Source organism: Krasilnikovia sp. MM14-A1004, from assembly GCF_047159485.1.
In the GTDB taxonomy this organism is placed as follows: Bacteria; Actinomycetota; Actinomycetes; order Mycobacteriales; family Micromonosporaceae; genus Actinoplanes.
Genome location: NZ_AP038773.1, coordinates 3,400,880 through 3,415,674, shown reverse-complemented (window position 1 = coordinate 3,415,674; position 14,795 = coordinate 3,400,880). Strand labels below are relative to the sequence as shown.

At 71.8% G+C, this 14,795-nt stretch carries 18 protein-coding genes; 11 read left to right on the top strand and 7 right to left on the bottom strand.

Translation table 11 applies throughout. The annotated features are described in order from the left end of the window. Positions 1-46 precede the first annotated feature (46 nt). The 3 genes from ACMCNN_RS15375 (at position 47) to ACMCNN_RS15365 (ending at position 2,219) form a co-directional block, all read left to right on the top strand. Positions 47-1,375 (top strand): S8 family peptidase, encoded by a 1,329-nt coding sequence (locus ACMCNN_RS15375; RefSeq protein ID WP_412746888.1) that lies wholly within the window; start codon positions 47-49, stop codon positions 1,373-1,375. A 45-nt stretch (positions 1,376-1,420) separates the two neighbouring features. Then, complete coding sequence (locus tag ACMCNN_RS15370) at positions 1,421-1,795, top strand: hypothetical protein (protein ID WP_412746887.1); 375 nt, start codon at positions 1,421-1,423, stop codon at positions 1,793-1,795. Between the two features lie 187 nt (positions 1,796-1,982). Beyond that, a complete protein-coding gene (locus ACMCNN_RS15365) occupies positions 1,983-2,219 on the top strand; it encodes a hypothetical protein (protein ID WP_412746886.1) in 237 nt (78 codons plus the stop codon). 30 nt (positions 2,220-2,249) lie between these two features. Here ACMCNN_RS15365 and ACMCNN_RS15360 read toward each other — a convergent pair whose 3' ends face one another. The 3 genes from ACMCNN_RS15360 to ACMCNN_RS15350 all read right to left on the bottom strand — a co-directional run bounded on the left by ACMCNN_RS15360 (position 2,250) and on the right by ACMCNN_RS15350 (position 5,600). Then, entirely contained in the window at positions 2,250-3,266 is a 1,017-nt protein-coding gene (locus ACMCNN_RS15360; protein ID WP_412746885.1) for a hypothetical protein, read from the bottom strand. Between the two features lie 169 nt (positions 3,267-3,435). After that, a complete protein-coding gene (locus tag ACMCNN_RS15355; protein ID WP_412746884.1) occupies positions 3,436-4,482 on the bottom strand; it encodes a PIG-L family deacetylase in 1,047 nt (348 codons plus the stop codon). Between the two features lie 26 nt (positions 4,483-4,508). Beyond that, a complete protein-coding gene (locus ACMCNN_RS15350) occupies positions 4,509-5,600 on the bottom strand; it encodes an SGNH/GDSL hydrolase family protein (RefSeq protein WP_412746883.1) in 1,092 nt (363 codons plus the stop codon). Positions 5,601-5,788: 188 nt separating this feature from the next. On the opposite strand from ACMCNN_RS15350, the gene ACMCNN_RS15345 reads away from it, so the two are divergent. Both ACMCNN_RS15345 and ACMCNN_RS15340 read left to right on the top strand, forming a co-directional pair. Continuing rightward, positions 5,789-6,196: a VOC family protein gene (locus ACMCNN_RS15345; protein WP_412746882.1), complete on the top strand. Its 408-nt coding sequence runs from the start codon at positions 5,789-5,791 to the stop codon at positions 6,194-6,196. A 38-nt stretch (positions 6,197-6,234) separates the two neighbouring features. Then, a complete protein-coding gene (locus tag ACMCNN_RS15340; RefSeq protein ID WP_412746881.1) occupies positions 6,235-6,879 on the top strand; it encodes a nitroreductase family protein in 645 nt (214 codons plus the stop codon). On the opposite strand, the gene ACMCNN_RS15335 is transcribed toward ACMCNN_RS15340, so the two are convergent. From ACMCNN_RS15335 to ACMCNN_RS15320, 4 genes are read right to left on the bottom strand one after another with little or no spacing between them, the layout of a single operon-like run. Then, positions 6,880-7,677 (bottom strand): energy-coupling factor ABC transporter ATP-binding protein, encoded by a 798-nt coding sequence (locus ACMCNN_RS15335; protein WP_412746880.1) that lies wholly within the window; start codon positions 7,675-7,677, stop codon positions 6,880-6,882. Continuing rightward, positions 7,674-8,435: a cobalt ECF transporter T component CbiQ gene (gene cbiQ / locus ACMCNN_RS15330; protein WP_412746879.1), complete on the bottom strand. Its 762-nt coding sequence runs from the start codon at positions 8,433-8,435 to the stop codon at positions 7,674-7,676. The genes ACMCNN_RS15335 and cbiQ overlap by 4 nt, the downstream gene beginning before the upstream one ends. Beyond that, on the bottom strand, positions 8,435-8,779 hold the full coding sequence (locus ACMCNN_RS15325; RefSeq protein ID WP_412746878.1) for a PDGLE domain-containing protein: 345 nt from the start codon (positions 8,777-8,779) through the stop codon (positions 8,435-8,437). The genes cbiQ and ACMCNN_RS15325 overlap by 1 nt, the downstream gene beginning before the upstream one ends. Next, positions 8,776-9,498, bottom strand: a complete 723-nt coding sequence (locus tag ACMCNN_RS15320; RefSeq protein ID WP_412746877.1) for an energy-coupling factor ABC transporter permease — start codon at positions 9,496-9,498, stop codon at positions 8,776-8,778. Before ACMCNN_RS15320 ends, ACMCNN_RS15325 begins: the two co-directional genes overlap by 4 nt. 245 nt (positions 9,499-9,743) lie before the next feature. Here ACMCNN_RS15320 and urtA point away from each other — a divergent pair, with 245 nt between their 5' ends. Genes urtA through ACMCNN_RS15290 form a run of 6 tightly spaced genes read left to right on the top strand, consistent with a single transcriptional unit; the run spans position 9,744 to position 14,793 of the window. Continuing rightward, entirely contained in the window at positions 9,744-10,961 is a 1,218-nt protein-coding gene (gene urtA, locus ACMCNN_RS15315; protein ID WP_412746876.1) for an urea ABC transporter substrate-binding protein, read from the top strand. Positions 10,962-10,981: 20 nt separating this feature from the next. Then, entirely contained in the window at positions 10,982-11,857 is an 876-nt protein-coding gene (gene urtB / locus ACMCNN_RS15310) for an urea ABC transporter permease subunit UrtB (protein ID WP_412746875.1), read from the top strand. Beyond that, positions 11,854-12,951: an urea ABC transporter permease subunit UrtC gene (gene urtC, locus ACMCNN_RS15305; protein ID WP_412746874.1), complete on the top strand. Its 1,098-nt coding sequence runs from the start codon at positions 11,854-11,856 to the stop codon at positions 12,949-12,951. The genes urtB and urtC overlap by 4 nt, the downstream gene beginning before the upstream one ends. Beyond that, complete coding sequence (gene urtD / locus ACMCNN_RS15300) at positions 12,948-13,697, top strand: urea ABC transporter ATP-binding protein UrtD (protein ID WP_412746873.1); 750 nt, start codon at positions 12,948-12,950, stop codon at positions 13,695-13,697. The genes urtC and urtD overlap by 4 nt, the downstream gene beginning before the upstream one ends. Then, a complete protein-coding gene (urtE, locus tag ACMCNN_RS15295) occupies positions 13,697-14,380 on the top strand; it encodes an urea ABC transporter ATP-binding subunit UrtE (protein ID WP_412747179.1) in 684 nt (227 codons plus the stop codon). The genes urtD and urtE overlap by 1 nt, the downstream gene beginning before the upstream one ends. 41 nt (positions 14,381-14,421) lie before the next feature. After that, on the top strand, positions 14,422-14,793 hold the full coding sequence (locus ACMCNN_RS15290) for a VOC family protein (protein WP_412746872.1): 372 nt from the start codon (positions 14,422-14,424) through the stop codon (positions 14,791-14,793). Positions 14,794-14,795 lie beyond the last annotated feature (2 nt).

The following is a 14,795-nucleotide window of genomic DNA, read 5'->3' as shown; positions in this document are numbered from 1 at the left end:
CAGTAGCCTGGACCCTGCGCCCGAGCGCCCGTGTACTGAGGGGTTGATGACGTTGACGCAGCAACGGCTGGACGAGGTCATAGTGGCTCTGCCGCACCTGGAGACGGTGCTCAGAGCGTTCGACGTCGCCCGCAAATGGGACGACCGGCCGGGCGATGCCCGGCCGCTCTACAAGGACCCCGAGGGCGCCGACCGCAGCGCGGCCCTCGGGCTGGCCCGCATCGCCGTCACCGACATGACCGGACTCGCCGCCGCGCTGGAGGGCTGGGCCGACAGCGAGGGCGCGGGCCCCGTCTTCCACGGCTTCCCCCGGCCGGGCGCGGACGCCGACCCCCTCGACCGCGTGCTCTGGAACCTGCGCGCCGGATTCGGCGCCCAGTACTGCAACTGGACCCCGACGGTCGGCAAGAACCGGGTCGTCGGCTGGGTGCCCGGCCGGCAGAACCCGGACGGCGGGGACGGCGGGGACGGCGGCGTCGGTGGGGTCGGCGAGGTCTCGCACGGCGGCGGCAAGCCACCCCGGGCCCTGCAGTCCGTGCCCGCCTGGGCCCACGACCTGCCCGCCCGACGCCCCACCGGGGTGCAGGTCGGCGTGGTCGACACGAGGATGGTGGCCCACGACAGCCTCAGTGGCTTCTGGGTCGGCCCCGACGAGATCCGCCGGCCCGTGCATGCCGAGCAGGGCCACGCCACGTTCATCGCCGGTCTGCTGCGCCGGCACGCGCCCGGCGCCACGCTGCAGATGCGCCCGGTGCTCGACAAGGACGCCGCGGCCACCGTGTGGGACGCGGCCCTGGCCATCGTCGAGGCCGGCCAGGCCGGGATCGACGTGCTCAACCTGTCGTTCGTCTGCTACACCGCCGACGCCCACGCCCCGATGGTGCTCACCGCTGCCCTGGAACGGCTCGACCCCGACACCGTCGTGGTCGCCGCGGCCGGCAACCACGGCTACCTGCCCGGCGCCGACCGGCGCAAGGCGGCCTGGCCCGCCGCGTCGCCCGACGTCATCGCGGTCGGCGCGCTCAGCGCCCGCAACGACGGTCAGCCGGCCAGCTTCTCCCCGGACGGCCCGTGGATCGACGTGCTGGCGCCGGGGGAGAACCTGGAGAGCACGTTCATGGACGGCACCGTGCAGGTGTGGGAGGACCCGGACGGCCCCGGCCCCGCCAAACCGGAGCGGCGGCCCCAGGAGTTCAACGGGTACGCGATGTGGAGCGGGACGTCCTTCTCCTCCGCACTGGTCAGCGCCGCGATCGCCGAACGCACCGTGCCCGGGCGGGTACCCGCGCGCAAGGCCTGGGAGGACCTGCTGACAGAGGCGGCCGCGGGGCAGGCCCGGCCGGCACCCGTACCGCTGACACTGCCGCGCGACTGATCGCGGGCTTCGAGACCGGCACGTGTGACAGGAGGGTGTGCAGGGGTGGACGCGGCCGAAGGTGGAAAGATCTTCCGGGAAGCGTGGATCGAGGGGGTCCAGAACTACTTCCAGGGCGAGCCGAGAACAGCCGACATCGCGCCGTGGGAGGAACTGCCGGAGTGGGAGAAGCTCAGTTCCGCCTCGGTGTTCCGGGCGATCCGGGAGTTCGTCCTCGCCAGCGGGGGCGGCACCGCGAAGCTCAGCCGCGCCCAGCGCGGCCGGTTCGTGGCGCTGTGCTGGATCGCGCAGGTACACCGGCACTTCGCGGCGCCCCGGCCCAGCTACCTCGCCGACTGGGACGAACTGCCGACCTGGCAGCAGGAGACCGACGCCGACATCTTCGATCTGATCGAGCAGGAGGTGCTGGCGTCCGCGTGACGCCGCACACGGGCGGGGCGTGCGGCAAACGACGTACCAGGGGCACCCCGGATGATCGTCCGATATCCGCCGCTTCTTGGGGGTAAGGATAGGGGTTTCTACGGATGTGAGGGCCCGGCAGGCGGGCGCACGCTGGACCTGTCAGCCCATCAACCATCGGAACGGTTCCCCGAGGAACGTGATCACGATGAGCCTCACCGACCAGGCCGCCGCCCTCTTCGCCAGCTGTCTGCAGCCGTCCGAGCATCCCGGTAACGCCGGGATCGCCGCCGCGATCCGCTCCAGCCTGCTCACCAACGGCGGAGCGCCGGGCTGCGCCGCCGTCGTGGCGGTCGAGTACGGCGAGCACCCCGAGACCGCCGCCGCGCGGATGCGGTGGGCGTTGCGTACCGTCACCGACGAGCCGGTCGCCCTGGCCGCCTGACCTCCGGCGCCCGCGCCGGGCCCCCGGCGCTCAGCCGATGAGCAGCGCGGTGCTGAACGGTTCCTTGCGTGCCCGCAGGTCGGCGTAGGTCGCCACGATCAGCGGGGTCACCACGACACCCGCGATCATCGTCCCGAGCTGGGACAGCACCGTCGAGATCGCCGTACCCGCGATCACCGCGCCGGTGCTGGCCGTGGGACCCGACACCAGGAACCCCGCCACCGCGCTCAGCACGCCGAAGGGCAGCGCGAGCCCGAAGCTCAGTGCCACGGTCGTGGCTATCCGGCCGACCGCCGCGCCCAGGTCGGCGTGGAAGAGGCTGAAGCACCGGCTGACGCCACTACCCGGCTCGAACAGCACCACCGCGGGGAGCAGGGCGAACACCGCCCCGACGTAGATGACCGGCAGGAAACACGCCAGCAGCGCCGCGACGCAGATCAGGCCCGCCACCACCGACCACCCGACCAGCGCCGGCACCCGGGGCAGAACGCTGCGGACCGTGCTGCCCAGCCGGGGCGCACCACCGGTGGCCACGGTCACCACGATCCGCGCGGTCACCAGCGTCCCCACCGCGGTGATCAGGTACGCGCACAGCACGCCCACCATCGACAGGCCCATCGTCGGGAAGAAGGTCCCGCCGAAGTCGGGTTCGCCGGTGCGGGCGGCGTCCGCGACGAGGTCCCTCGTCGAGAGATCGGTGAAGATCTGGACCGGGATCAGCAGGGCGAGCGCCGCGACGGTGACCACGGCCTGGCACAGCAGCAGGGGCCGCCAGCCCCGCCGGACGACCGCGAAGCCGCGCTGCCACCAGCCCGAGAAGCTGTCACTGACCAGCGGGTCCGCCGGGTCGAACCGCGGCAGACCGTACGGCAGGCCGTAGCCGGGATCGGCGGCCTGCGCCGGGTCCCAGCCGACGCCGGGGAAGCTGGGCAGCCCCCCGAACGGCGGCTCCGGTGCGGCCTGCGGCTCCGGTGCGGCCTGCGGCTCCGGCTGCTGAGGCTCGTCCGGACCATCGTTGTGCGGTCCGGGCTCCGGCGGCTGGGACATGACGGTTCACTCCGAGTTGATCGTGGGACGGCGGGCAAAAGATAGCCGCGTCGGCCGCCGCCCGATTCGCCGGAACGGCTCCAGCCGCGCGCCGGGCGGGCGTCGTGACCTGGCCGAACAGGCGTCCCGGCCGGGTGGCGCCGATGCGGTGCCGACCCGCGAACCGGCGTCAGTCGCCGACGGGAGCGGTGTCGCCGGGCGGAACCGGCGGTGGGGGCAGGGCATCGGGATGCGGCGCGGCCGTGGTCCGGTACTGCCGGGAGAACCACGACCAGTACGGCCGCTTCCGGCATGCCGTTTCGGTCTTGCAGACGGACGCGTCGTGCGGGGCGTACGCGAAGAACACCGCCCGTTTCGCCCGCGCGGCGATCGATGACAGGTTCACGGGCTCGGCGGAGATGGGATAGCCGCGGTAGCCGTACAACCGGTGTGCGGTGGCGTAGCCCAGGTGCGCGGTGTATGTCACGTATCCGGCGGAGACGTGGTCGCCGTGGTCGCCCCGGCCATACCCGGCGGAGTAGTCGAGGGTCCGGACCACGTCCGGTTGCCAGGCGCTCATCGCGGCGCCGACGGTCGCCACCAGCCCGTCCCGGGTGTACGCGGCCCCCGTGTCGATGCTGTGCACGGCCGGGATGCTGCCCTTCCAGAGCTTCGCCATGGTCTCCCAGTCGTGGTTGGCGTACCCGTGGCCGTCGGGCAGGCGCAGGAACAGCAGGGAGATCTGGCGGCCGGCCAGCTTGACCCTGGTGATGCGGTGCCCGGCCAACGTGACCGGCCGGCTGACCCACCGGTTGCGCACCCCGGCCATGGTGGCGTACGCGGCCATCGCACCGGCCTCGCGGCCGCGCCAGTACGTGACCGGTCGTCCGGCGTCACCCGCGGTCAGGAACAGGGTCACGACGCACCGTCCGGCGCGGATGTCGGTCCGCAGGTCCGGGTTGACGAACAGGATGTCGTCGTCCTGGTGGGCCACCACCTGCATCGATGTGCCACGGCATGCCCCGTGCGGCAGGGCCGCGCTCCGGGCGGCCGGATCCGGCGCGCCGGGGGCCGGTGCGGGGACGGCGCCGACCTGCGCCGCCGGGTCCGCGCCGGGCGCGGCGCTGGCGGGCCCGCCGGCGAGCGCCGCCGACATCCCGAGCACACCGACGGCCAGCAGGGACAGCTGAGCGCGCCACGCGCGTCGGAGCGCGGCGGCACGATAGCGAGACAGCAAGACCTGGACTCCTGACAAGGGGGTGTTCAGTACTTGACCCATCGGGCGACGCGCCGCGTCCTGGTCGTGTACGTCGCGGCGACGTACACCCTGACCTTCTTGGTGACGTACGTGCCGTCGGCCTTCCTGACCCGAGTGGTGCGGTAGGTGTAATGCGCGGGTACCGCCACGACGCGGTACTTCTCGACGAAGGTGCGGCGGACCTGCCAGACCCGCCTCGTTCGGCGCACACCGTCCACGGTGGACGTCACCGGGCGCAGGTAGGTCCAGGCGCAGTCGGTGCGGTTGTGCTGACCACCGCCCGGGATCTGGACCAGCGTCAGCCAGCACCGCTTCGCCCTGGTGGCCCGGTACGGGTCCACCCCGTCGGGCCAGGCCGGTGTGCCCGCGCCGTAGACCTTGCGCAGCGCCTGGTACCAGTTGAACGCCATCTTGGCGTAGCCGAAGTCGTGCGGGTGAACGTTGTCGCGCAGATCGATGCCGCCGATGGAGGACTGGTCCACCAGGTGTACCCGCGGGCCCTTGGCCGCCACCAGGCGCGGGATGGCGGCGTTGAAGGCGTTGATGCGTGCCCGTGTGCCGGCGGCCTTCGCGGACGTGATCTTGGCAACGAAGATCTGTGCGCCCGGACGGGCGGCCCGGATCTGGTCGATCAGCGCCGACAGGCGTGCCGGGGCCCCGGCCACATCGACCTTGCGCCACATGTCGTTGGTGCCGATCTGCAGCAGCACGACATCCGGCTGGGCGGTGGCCAGCCATTGATCGGCGTGCGCGGCGATCTGCTGGATGATCCAGCCCGGGTGTCCCTCGTTGTCCCGGTCCGCGCCATGTCCGGAGACCTGGGACCCGACGAAGTCCACGCTGAGGCCCGCAGCGGTGAGCCGCTGCCGCAGATCCTCCCGGTACGAGTCCATGGTGAGCGATCCGGCCCCGAAAGTGATGGAGTCACCGAGCGGCATGATCCGAAGCGGCGCCGCTGCGGCAGCGCCCGCCCGTGTGCGCTCGTCGAGAGCGCTCGATGGTGCCGCGGCGGCGGGGACGGCTCCGACGCCCAGCGACAACCCCACGACCAGAGAGCCGACCAGCGGGACGCGCCGCAGCGGCGAGTGTCGGGGCATGGCGTATGGATCCGTCTCGTCCGGGTACGGGTGACGCCGCCGCACCGGGGCGCGACAAGCGTCCTTGCTCCGTCACGATCGGCAGCCGGACGGCCGCGCCAAGCGGCCACCCGGCCCCGCGGGTTGCGGGCCGGGTGCCGTCCGGGTGCCGGGGGCCGCGAACCCGGACAGGGGTAACGTTCGGCGACGTGACGCCCCCCGTACCCGGTGCGCTGCACCACGTCGAGTTGTGGGTGCCCGACCTGGAACGCGCGATCGCGAGCTGGGGCTGGCTGCTGCCGGCGCTCGGCTACGCCGAGTTTCAGAGCTGGCCGGCCGGTCGGAGCTGGCGCCTCGGGGACACCTACCTGGTGGTCGAGCGGTCACCCGACCTGGCGCCCGGCAGCCACGAGCGGCGCCGGGCCGGGCTCAACCATCTGGCCTTCCACGTCGCGGACGCCCACCGGGTCGAGGAACTGGTGGCGGAGGCCGCCGGGCACGGCTGGCGGCTGCTGTTCCCCGACCGTCACCCGTACGCGGGCGGCGCCGGGCACTACGCCGCCTACCTGGAGGACGCGGACGGTTTCGAGGTCGAACTCGTGGCCATCGCCGGGTGAGCCGCGATCCCCGGCGGGGGCGGTGCCATGATCGGGTCATGACACTGCCTCTGACCCCGGACGAGCTGCTCACCACCACCCGTACCGTGCGCAAGCGGCTCGACCTGACCCGCCCCGTGCCGGTCGAGCTGGTCCGCGAATGCGTGGAGATCGCCCTGCAGGCGCCGTCCGGCTCCAACGAGCAGTCCTGGCACTTCATGGTCGTCACGGACGCCGACAAGCGCGCCGCCGTCGGGGAGATCTACCGCCAGCAGGTCGCCCGGTACGCCGAGTCGAACCGCTTCGCCGGCCGGATGTTCGCCGACCGGCCGGAGCGTTCCCGGGTTCAGGAGCGGGTCGGCGACAGTGTGCTGTGGCTCGGCGAGCACATGGGCCAGGTGCCCGTACTCGTCATTCCGTGCCTGCGTACCGGAAAGCCCGTGCCGGCCGGCAACCAGGCCGGACTGTGGGGGTCGCTGCTGCCGGCGGCCTGGAGCTATTGCCTGGCGGCCCGGTCCCGCGGCCTCGCCACCGCGTGGACGACGCTGCACCTCGGGCAGGAGGCCGAGGTGGCGCGGATTCTCGGCATCCCGGACGGCGTGCACCAGGGTGCTTTGCTGCCGACCGCGTACTTCACCGGCACGACGTTCCGGCCCGCCGAGCGTGAGCCCGTCGAGTCCGTGTGGCACGAGAACACCTGGTGATCAGGGCACTCGCGCGCGCGGGATCCGGGTGGGCGCGGAGCGGCGCTGTGCGGCGGCCAGGGCCGGGTCGAACCCGAACGGCAGCTCCAGCCGGTGCCGGTGCAGCAGGTCCGCATCGGTCAGCAGGTCCTCGGTCGGCCCGTCGGCGGCGATCCGGCCGCCGTCGAGGATGACGGAGCGGTCGCACAGCTGCAGGGCGTAGGGCAGGTCGTGGGTCACCATGAGGATGGTGATCGGCAGGCCGTCGAGGATCTCGGCGAGCTCGCGGCGGCTGGCCGGGTCCAGATTGGACGATGGTTCGTCGAGGACGAGTACGTCGGGCCGCATGGCCAGCACCGTGGCCACGGCGACCCGGCGGCGCTGCCCGAAGGACAGGTGGTGCGGGGCGCGGTCGCGGTAGTCGGCCATGCCCACGTCGGTCAGTGCCCGGGTGACGCGTTCGTCCAGCTCCGCGCCCCGGATCCCCAGGTTGATCGGACCGAACGCGACGTCCTCGGCGACCGTGGGCATGAACAGCTGGTCGTCGGGGTCCTGGAAGACGATGCCGACCCGGCGCCGGATGTCGGCCAGCCGGGCCCGGTCCGTGGCGTCGACCGGCAGGCCGGTGACCGTCACCGCGCCCGCACCGCCGTGCAGGATGCCGTTGAGGTGCAGCACGAGGGTGGTCTTGCCGGCGCCGTTGGGGCCGAGCAGCGCGACCCGTTCGCCGGGCTGCACGGTGAGGTCGACGCCGCGCAGCGCGACGCTGCCGTCGGGGTAGCTGAAGTGCAGCCCGTCGATGTGCAGCGCGGCGGTCATGACAGCACCGCCGCCACGGCGATGCCGGTCGACGCGGCCGGGAGCAGCGCGGCGGCGAGCCAGTGGGCGCGCGGCGCGCGGTCGTCGCCGGGGCGGGGCAGGCGGCCGGTGTAGCCGCGCGACACCATGGCCAGGTAGACGCGTTCGCCGCGTTCGTACGCCCGCAGGAACAGCGAACCGACCCCGACCGCGAACGCCTTGACCTGCCACAGGAAGCGCGGATCGTAGCCACGTGACAGCCGGGCGATCCGCATCCGGCGGGCGTCCTCGGTGAGCACGTCCAGGTAGCGCAGCATGAACGTGGCGATCAGGGTGAAGACCTCGGGGCAGCGCAGCCGGTCCAGCCCGAGGATCAGGTCGCGCATCGTGGTGGTCGCGGCCAGCAGCAGCGAGGCCAGGACGCCGAGGGTGCCCTTGGCGACGATGTTCCAGGCCCCGTACAGCCCGTCGACGGACAGCGACATGCCCAGCCAGTGGATGCGCTCGCCGTGCCCGGCGAACGGCAGGGCGACCGCCAGCAGGATGAACGGCAGCTCGATCGTCGAGCGTTTCAGCAGCCACGGCGCCGGGACCCGGGCCGCGATGGCGACCGCGGCCAGCAGGACGGCGTACCCGGCGAACGCGGCGAACTCCGTACGCGGCGTCAGCACCACCACGATGGTGAACGTCAGCACCGCCACGATCTTCGTTTCGGGCGCCAGCCGGTGCACCGGGCTGTCCCGGTGCAGGTGCAGCGGGTGGGCGTGGCCCGCGCCCATCAGGCCTGCTCCCGGCGGCGCCGGGCCATCCAGAACAGGCCGGCACCGGCGGCGAAGGTGATCAGCACCCCGGCCACCCCGGACAGCCCGGTGGACAGGTACGTGTTGCCGACGCCGCGGATGCCGTACCCGGCCAGCGGGCTGTCCGCTGTCTGGTGCGCCTTCTCCCGCTGGGCCATGCAGGTGCCGCCGGTGATGGTGCCCCGGGCGTCGAACGTGCAGCCCTGGCGGGCGGCGGCGTCGAGGCCGTCGGGGCTGGACGACGCGAAGTTGCTGACGACCCCGGCCAGCAGCAGGGCGACCAGCAGACCGCCGGCGAGGAACCAGCCGAGTCGCTTGCTCACGGGGTGGCCGCCTTCCCGGTGTGTGCTTCGGGCTGGGTCACCGGCGCCGCGGGGGTGCGGAAGCGGCGCAGGGCGTAGACCAGGTCGGGGCGGATCCGGGCGACCGTGGCCACGGTGGTGGCGGCGATCAGGCCCTCGCCGATGCCGATGAGGACGTGCACCCCGGCCAGGGTGCCGGAGACCGCGGGCAGCGACAGCTGGGTGGTGCCGCCGAGGGCGTACTCGAGGACGAAGCCCTGTGAGGCGGCCACGACGCTGACGATCGAGGCGATCAGCGCGGTCGCGGCGAGCCCGGCCGGGCTCTTGGGCAGCACTTTCAGCAGCCCCACCACCAGCAGGTATCCGGCGGCCGTACCGATCAGCGCCATGTTGGTGATGTTCAGCCCGAGGGCGGTCAGCCCGCCGTCGGCGAACAGCAGGCACTGCACGATGAGTACGGTCGACACGCACAGCGCGCCGACCCACGGCCCGACCAGGATGACCGCGAGGGTGCCGCCGAGCAGGTGCCCGGAGACGCCCGGCAGGACCTGGAAGTTGAGCATCTGCACCGCGAAGATGAACGCCGCGACCAGCCCGGCCATCGGCGCGAGCCGCTCGTCCAGGTCGGCGCGGGAGCGGCGGACGCAGAACGCGAGGGCCAGCACCGCGAAGACCGCGAAGACGCCGGAGACGGGGCCGTCGACGATCCCGTTGGCGATGTGCATCGCCCGCACGTCCATGCTGCCTCCCGGGCAGGTCGGGGTGGAGAAGCCTCCGGCGGGGCTCAGCATATTAGGCGATCTTCGCTGTTGCAAAAGTTTGGCAACTGGCGGCGCGGCGGCGCGGGGGTCGGACGGATTCACACTCTGCGTGAGCGTCTGGAGAGGTTTGCGTAACGTGTCGGACATCACGGCGGTCGGGTCGTGAAATCGAGGCGTCCTAGCTTTCCGGGTACCCCCGGTTACTGGCTGAGAGGACGTCCTGCATGTTCAGAGTTCTCGGTCGATCGTGGACCGTTGCCATGGCATTGACCGTCACCGTCGTCCTCGCAGGTTGCGCCGACGATCCCGCGGCGAACGGCGCGAATTCGAATACCATCAAGGTCGGCATTCTGCACTCACTCAGCGGCACGATGGCCATCAGCGAGGTCACCGTCCGCGACGCCGAACTGCTGGCCGTCGAGGAGATCAACAACTCGGGCGGCGTGCTGGGCAAGAAGCTCGAACCCGTCGTCGAGGACGGCGCCTCCGACTGGCCCACCTTCGCCGAGAAGGCGCAGAAGCTCATCTCCCAGGACAAGGTCGCCACAGTCTTCGGCGGCTGGACCTCGGCCAGTCGCAAGGCCATGCTCCCGGTCTTCGAACGCAACAAGGCCCTGCTGTGGTACCCGGTGCAGTACGAGGGGCTGGAGAGCTCGCCGTACATCTTCTACACCGGCGCGACCACCAACCAGCAGATCGTGCCCGCCCTGGACTACCTCAAGCAGCAGGGCAAGAAGCGGATCTTCCTGGTGGGCAGCGACTACGTCTTCCCGCGCACCGCCAACAAGATCATCAAAGCGTACGCGGCCGCGAACGGCATGCAGATCCTCGGCGAGGAGTACACCCCGCTCGGCCACACCGAATACTCCACCGTGGTCAACAAGCTCCAGCAGGCCAAGCCGGACGCGGTGTTCAACACGCTCAACGGCGACAGCAACGTGGCCTTCTTCAAGCAGCTGCGCAGCGCCGGGATCACCGCCTCCGCCATGCCCACCGTCTCGGTCAGCGTCGCCGAGGAGGAGGTCGTCGGCATCGGCCCGGACAACGTCGCCGGTCACCTCGTCGCCTGGAACTACTACCAGACCACCCCGGGCGCTGCCAACGACAAGTTCGTCAAGGCATTCAAGGCCAAGTACGGCGCCACGAAGGTCACCTCCGACCCGATGGAGGCCGGCTACAACGCGGTGTACCTGTGGGCCGCGGCCGTCAAGAAGGCCGGCACGACCGACGTCGAAGCGGTCAAGAAGGCCGCGGGCGGCATCGTCATCGACGCCCCGGAGGGCAAGGTCACCGTGGACGGCGAGAACCAGCACGTCTACAAGACCGCCCGGATCGGCCTGATCCAGCCGGACGGGCAGATCAAGGAGGTGTGGAACTCCGGAGCGCCGATCAAGCCGGACCCGTACCTCAAGGGCTACAGCTGGGCCACGGGACTGTCCTGACGGCGGAGAGGCGTCCGACCATGGCGGTGCTCAACCAACTGGTCATCGGCGCGAGCATGGCGGCGGTGCTGCTGCTCGTCGCGCTCGGCCTGACCTTCACCTTCGGCCAGATGGGCGTGATCAACATGGCCCACGGCGAGTTCATCATGGCGGGCGCCTACACCACGTACCTGGTGCAACCGGTGGCCGGGACGCTCGCCGTCCCGGTCGCCCTCGTGGTGGCGTTCGTCGTGGCCGGGCTCATGGGACTGCTGCTGGAACGGCTGGCGATCCGCCGGTTCTACGGCCGGCCGCTGGACACCCTGCTGCTCACGTTCGGGATCAGCCTGATCCTGCAGCAGCTCGCCCGCGACATCTTCGGCGCACCCAACGTCCAGGTCACCGCGCCCGGCTGGCTCACCGGCGGGTTCGACCTCGGCGGGGTACGCCTGCCGTACAACCGGATCTTCATCCTGCTGCTGGCGGTCGGCTGCGTGGTCGCCATCGGCGGGTACCTGACCCGCACCGGGCACGGCAGCCGGATGCGGGCGGTGATGCAGAACCGGCAGCTCGCCGCGGTCAGCGGGGTGTCCACCGGCCGGGTCGACCAGACCACCTTCTTCCTCGGCTCCGGGCTGGCCGGGGTCGCCGGGGTCGCGCTGACCCTGATCGGCCCGGTCGGCCCGAACCTGGGCACCTACTACATCGTGGACGCCTTCCTCATCGTGGTGGCGGGCGGGCTGGGCCAGCTGCGCGGCGCGGTGCTGGCGGCGCTCGCGCTGGGCATCCTCAACAGCTACGTCGAGTTCTGGACCGACGCCAGCCTCGCCAAGGTGGTGGTGTTCATGGTCATCGTCGGGTTCCTGCAGGTGCGACCCCAGGGCCTGTTCGTGCTGCGGACCAGGGCACTGTCATGAGGCCCCGCTGGTCCGCCCCCGCCGCGTACGCGGCGACCGCGATCCTGCTGCTCGGCGTCGCCCCGCTGGTGCTGTCGCCGTTCCGCCTGGACCTGCTCGGCAAGTACCTGTGCTACGCGATCGTGGCGGTCGGCATCTACCTGGCCTGGGGGCGCGGCGGCATGCTGACCCTCGGCCAGGGCGTGTTCTTCGGCCTCGGCGGATACGCCATGGGAATGCACCTCAAACTCGTCGAGGCGGGCGCGGGCAACCTGCCCGACTTCATGGTGTGGAGCGGGGTGGAACGGCTGCCCGCCCTGTGGGCGCCGTTCCGCAACCCCGCCTTCGCGCTGGCCATGGTGGTGCTGCTGCCCACCGCGGTGGCCACGCTGCTCGGTCTGCTGGTATTCCGCCGGCGGGTGCGGGGCGCGTACTTCGCGGTGCTGTCGCAGGCCCTGGCTGCCGCGTTCGTCATCCTGCTGGTCGGCCAGCAGGGGTTGACCGGCGGCACCAACGGCCTGACCAACGTGCAGTACTTCTTCGGCCTCGACCTGTACGACCCGGCCCAGAAACGGATCGTGTACGCCATCGTCGCGGTCACGCTGCTGGCGGCGATCGCGCTGGCCCGGCAGGTGTCGCACAGCCGGTTCGGCGGGCTGCTGGTGGCCGTCCGCGACGGCGAGGACCGGGTCCGGTTCCTCGGCTACGACCCGGCGACCGTCAAGACCGTCACGTTCGCGGCCTCCGCCGCGCTGGCCGGGGTGGCGGGCGCCCTGTTCGTGCCGATGGTGGGCATCCTCAGCCCGGCGGACCTCGGCGTCGTGCCGTCCCTGGAGATGGTGGTGGCGGTGGCCATCGGCGGCCGGTTCTCGCTGGCCGGTGCGGTCGGCGGCGCGATCCTCTACAACTACGCCAGTACGACACTGTCCGAGCAGTTCCCGTCCGGCTGGTTCTACCTGCTCGGCGCCATGTTCGTCGGGGTCATGATGTGGGCGCCGCGCGGCCTGGCCGGTCTGCTCTCGGACGCCGCGGCGGCGCTGCGCCGCCGCACCGCCGGCACGGTGCCCGAACCCGCACCGGCGCGGGCCGCCGTCAGCGTGGGGGAGGGGTCATGAGCGGAGATCTCACGGTACGCGGACTCACTGTCGACTTCGACGGCTTCCGTGCCCTGTCCGATCTGGACTTCACCGTACGGGCGGGGGAGTTGCGTTTCCTCATCGGCCCGAACGGCGCGGGAAAGACCACGCTCGTCGACGTCATCACCGGGCGCACCAGGCCCGCCGCGGGTTCGGTGCGCTTCGACGGCCACGAGCTGGTCGGCCGCCGGGAGCACCGGATCGTGCGGCTGGGCGTCGGCCGCACGTTCCAGACCTCGGTGGTGTTCGAGCAGCTCACCGTACTGGAGAATCTGGATCTGGCGGCGAGTTTCCGCCGCCGCACGGCCGGGCTGCTGCGCCGCCGGCGTGGGGTGGCGGCCGGCGTCGCGGCCGCGCTGGAGACCACCGGCCTCGCCGCGCTCGCGGACCGCCCCGCCGGGGTGCTCTCGCACGGCCAGCGGCAGTGGCTGGAGATCGGCATGCTGCTCACCCAGCGCCCGCGCCTGCTGCTTCTGGACGAGCCGGTGGCCGGGATGAGCCGGGCCGAGCGGGAACGCACCGGCGAACTGCTGCGCGAGATCGCCCGCGAGCACACCGTGGTGGTCGTGGAGCACGACATGGAGTTCCTGCGCCGCTTCGCCAGCACGGTGACGGTGCTGCACGAGGGCCGGCTGCTGTGCGAGGGCGATGTGGCCACGGTGCGGGCCGACCCCAAGGTCCAGGAGGTCTATTTGGGCCGCTCCGGAGAGGAGGTGGCCGCGTGATGCTGGCGGTCGAGGATCTGGACGTGGCGTACGGCCGGGCGCAGGTGCTGTTCGGGGTGTCGGTGCGGGCCCGGCCCGGCTCGCTGGTCTGCGTCATGGGCCGCAACGGGGTCGGCAAGACCACCCTGCTCAAGGCGATCATGGGGGTGCTGCCGGCCCGCGCCGGCCGGGTGCTGTTCGACGGCGACGACATCACCCGGCTGCCCACCCACGAGCGGGTCCGCCGGGGGCTGGGCTACGTGCCCCAGGGCCACGAGACGTTCCCGCAGCTCACCGTACGGGAGAACCTGTTCGTGACGCCGTGGGCCACGCGGGCGGCGGTCGACGAGGCCCTCGACCTGTTCCCTGCATTGCGCCCGCTGCTGCGCCGCCGCGCCGGGTTCCTCTCCGGCGGCCAGCAACAGCAGCTGGCGATCGCGCGGGCGCTGGTCTCCCGCCCGAAGATGCTGCTGCTGGACGAGCCGACCGAGGGCATCCAGCCGTCGATCATCCGGGAGATCGAGGAGGCGGTGCACCGGCTGCACACCGAGGCGGGCCTGGCGATCCTGCTGATCGAGCAGTACCTGGACCTGGCCCTGCGGCTGGCCGACCAGTACGTGATCCTCGACGCGGGGGAGGTGGTCCGCGCGGGCGACCGCGACGACCTCGCCGACCCCACCGTGCACCGCCTGCTGGCCGTCTGAACCGCCCGTTCCTGTCACACCCCGGTCGTAGCGTGGGGGCCATGGATTGGAAGATCGAACTGATTCCCGTTCCGGTGACCGACGTCGACCGGGCCAAGGCGTTCTACGAGAGCGTCGGCTTCCACGCCGACCACGACCAGCGGGTCCACGAGGCCCTGCGGTTCGTCCAGCTGACACCGCCCGGCTCGGCCTGCTCGATCGTGGTCGGCGAGGGCATCACCGACAAGGTGCCCGGCACGCAGGAGATCCAGGTCGTCGTCGCCTCCGCGCAGGAGGCGCGCCGGCAGTTGGTCGATGCCGGGGTCGAGGCCAGCGAGGTCGACGTGCAGCCGTGGGGCAACTTCGTCTACTTCCGCGACCCCGACGGCAACAAGTGGACGCTGCAGGCCATGGAGTCGCGCCCCCACGGCTGATC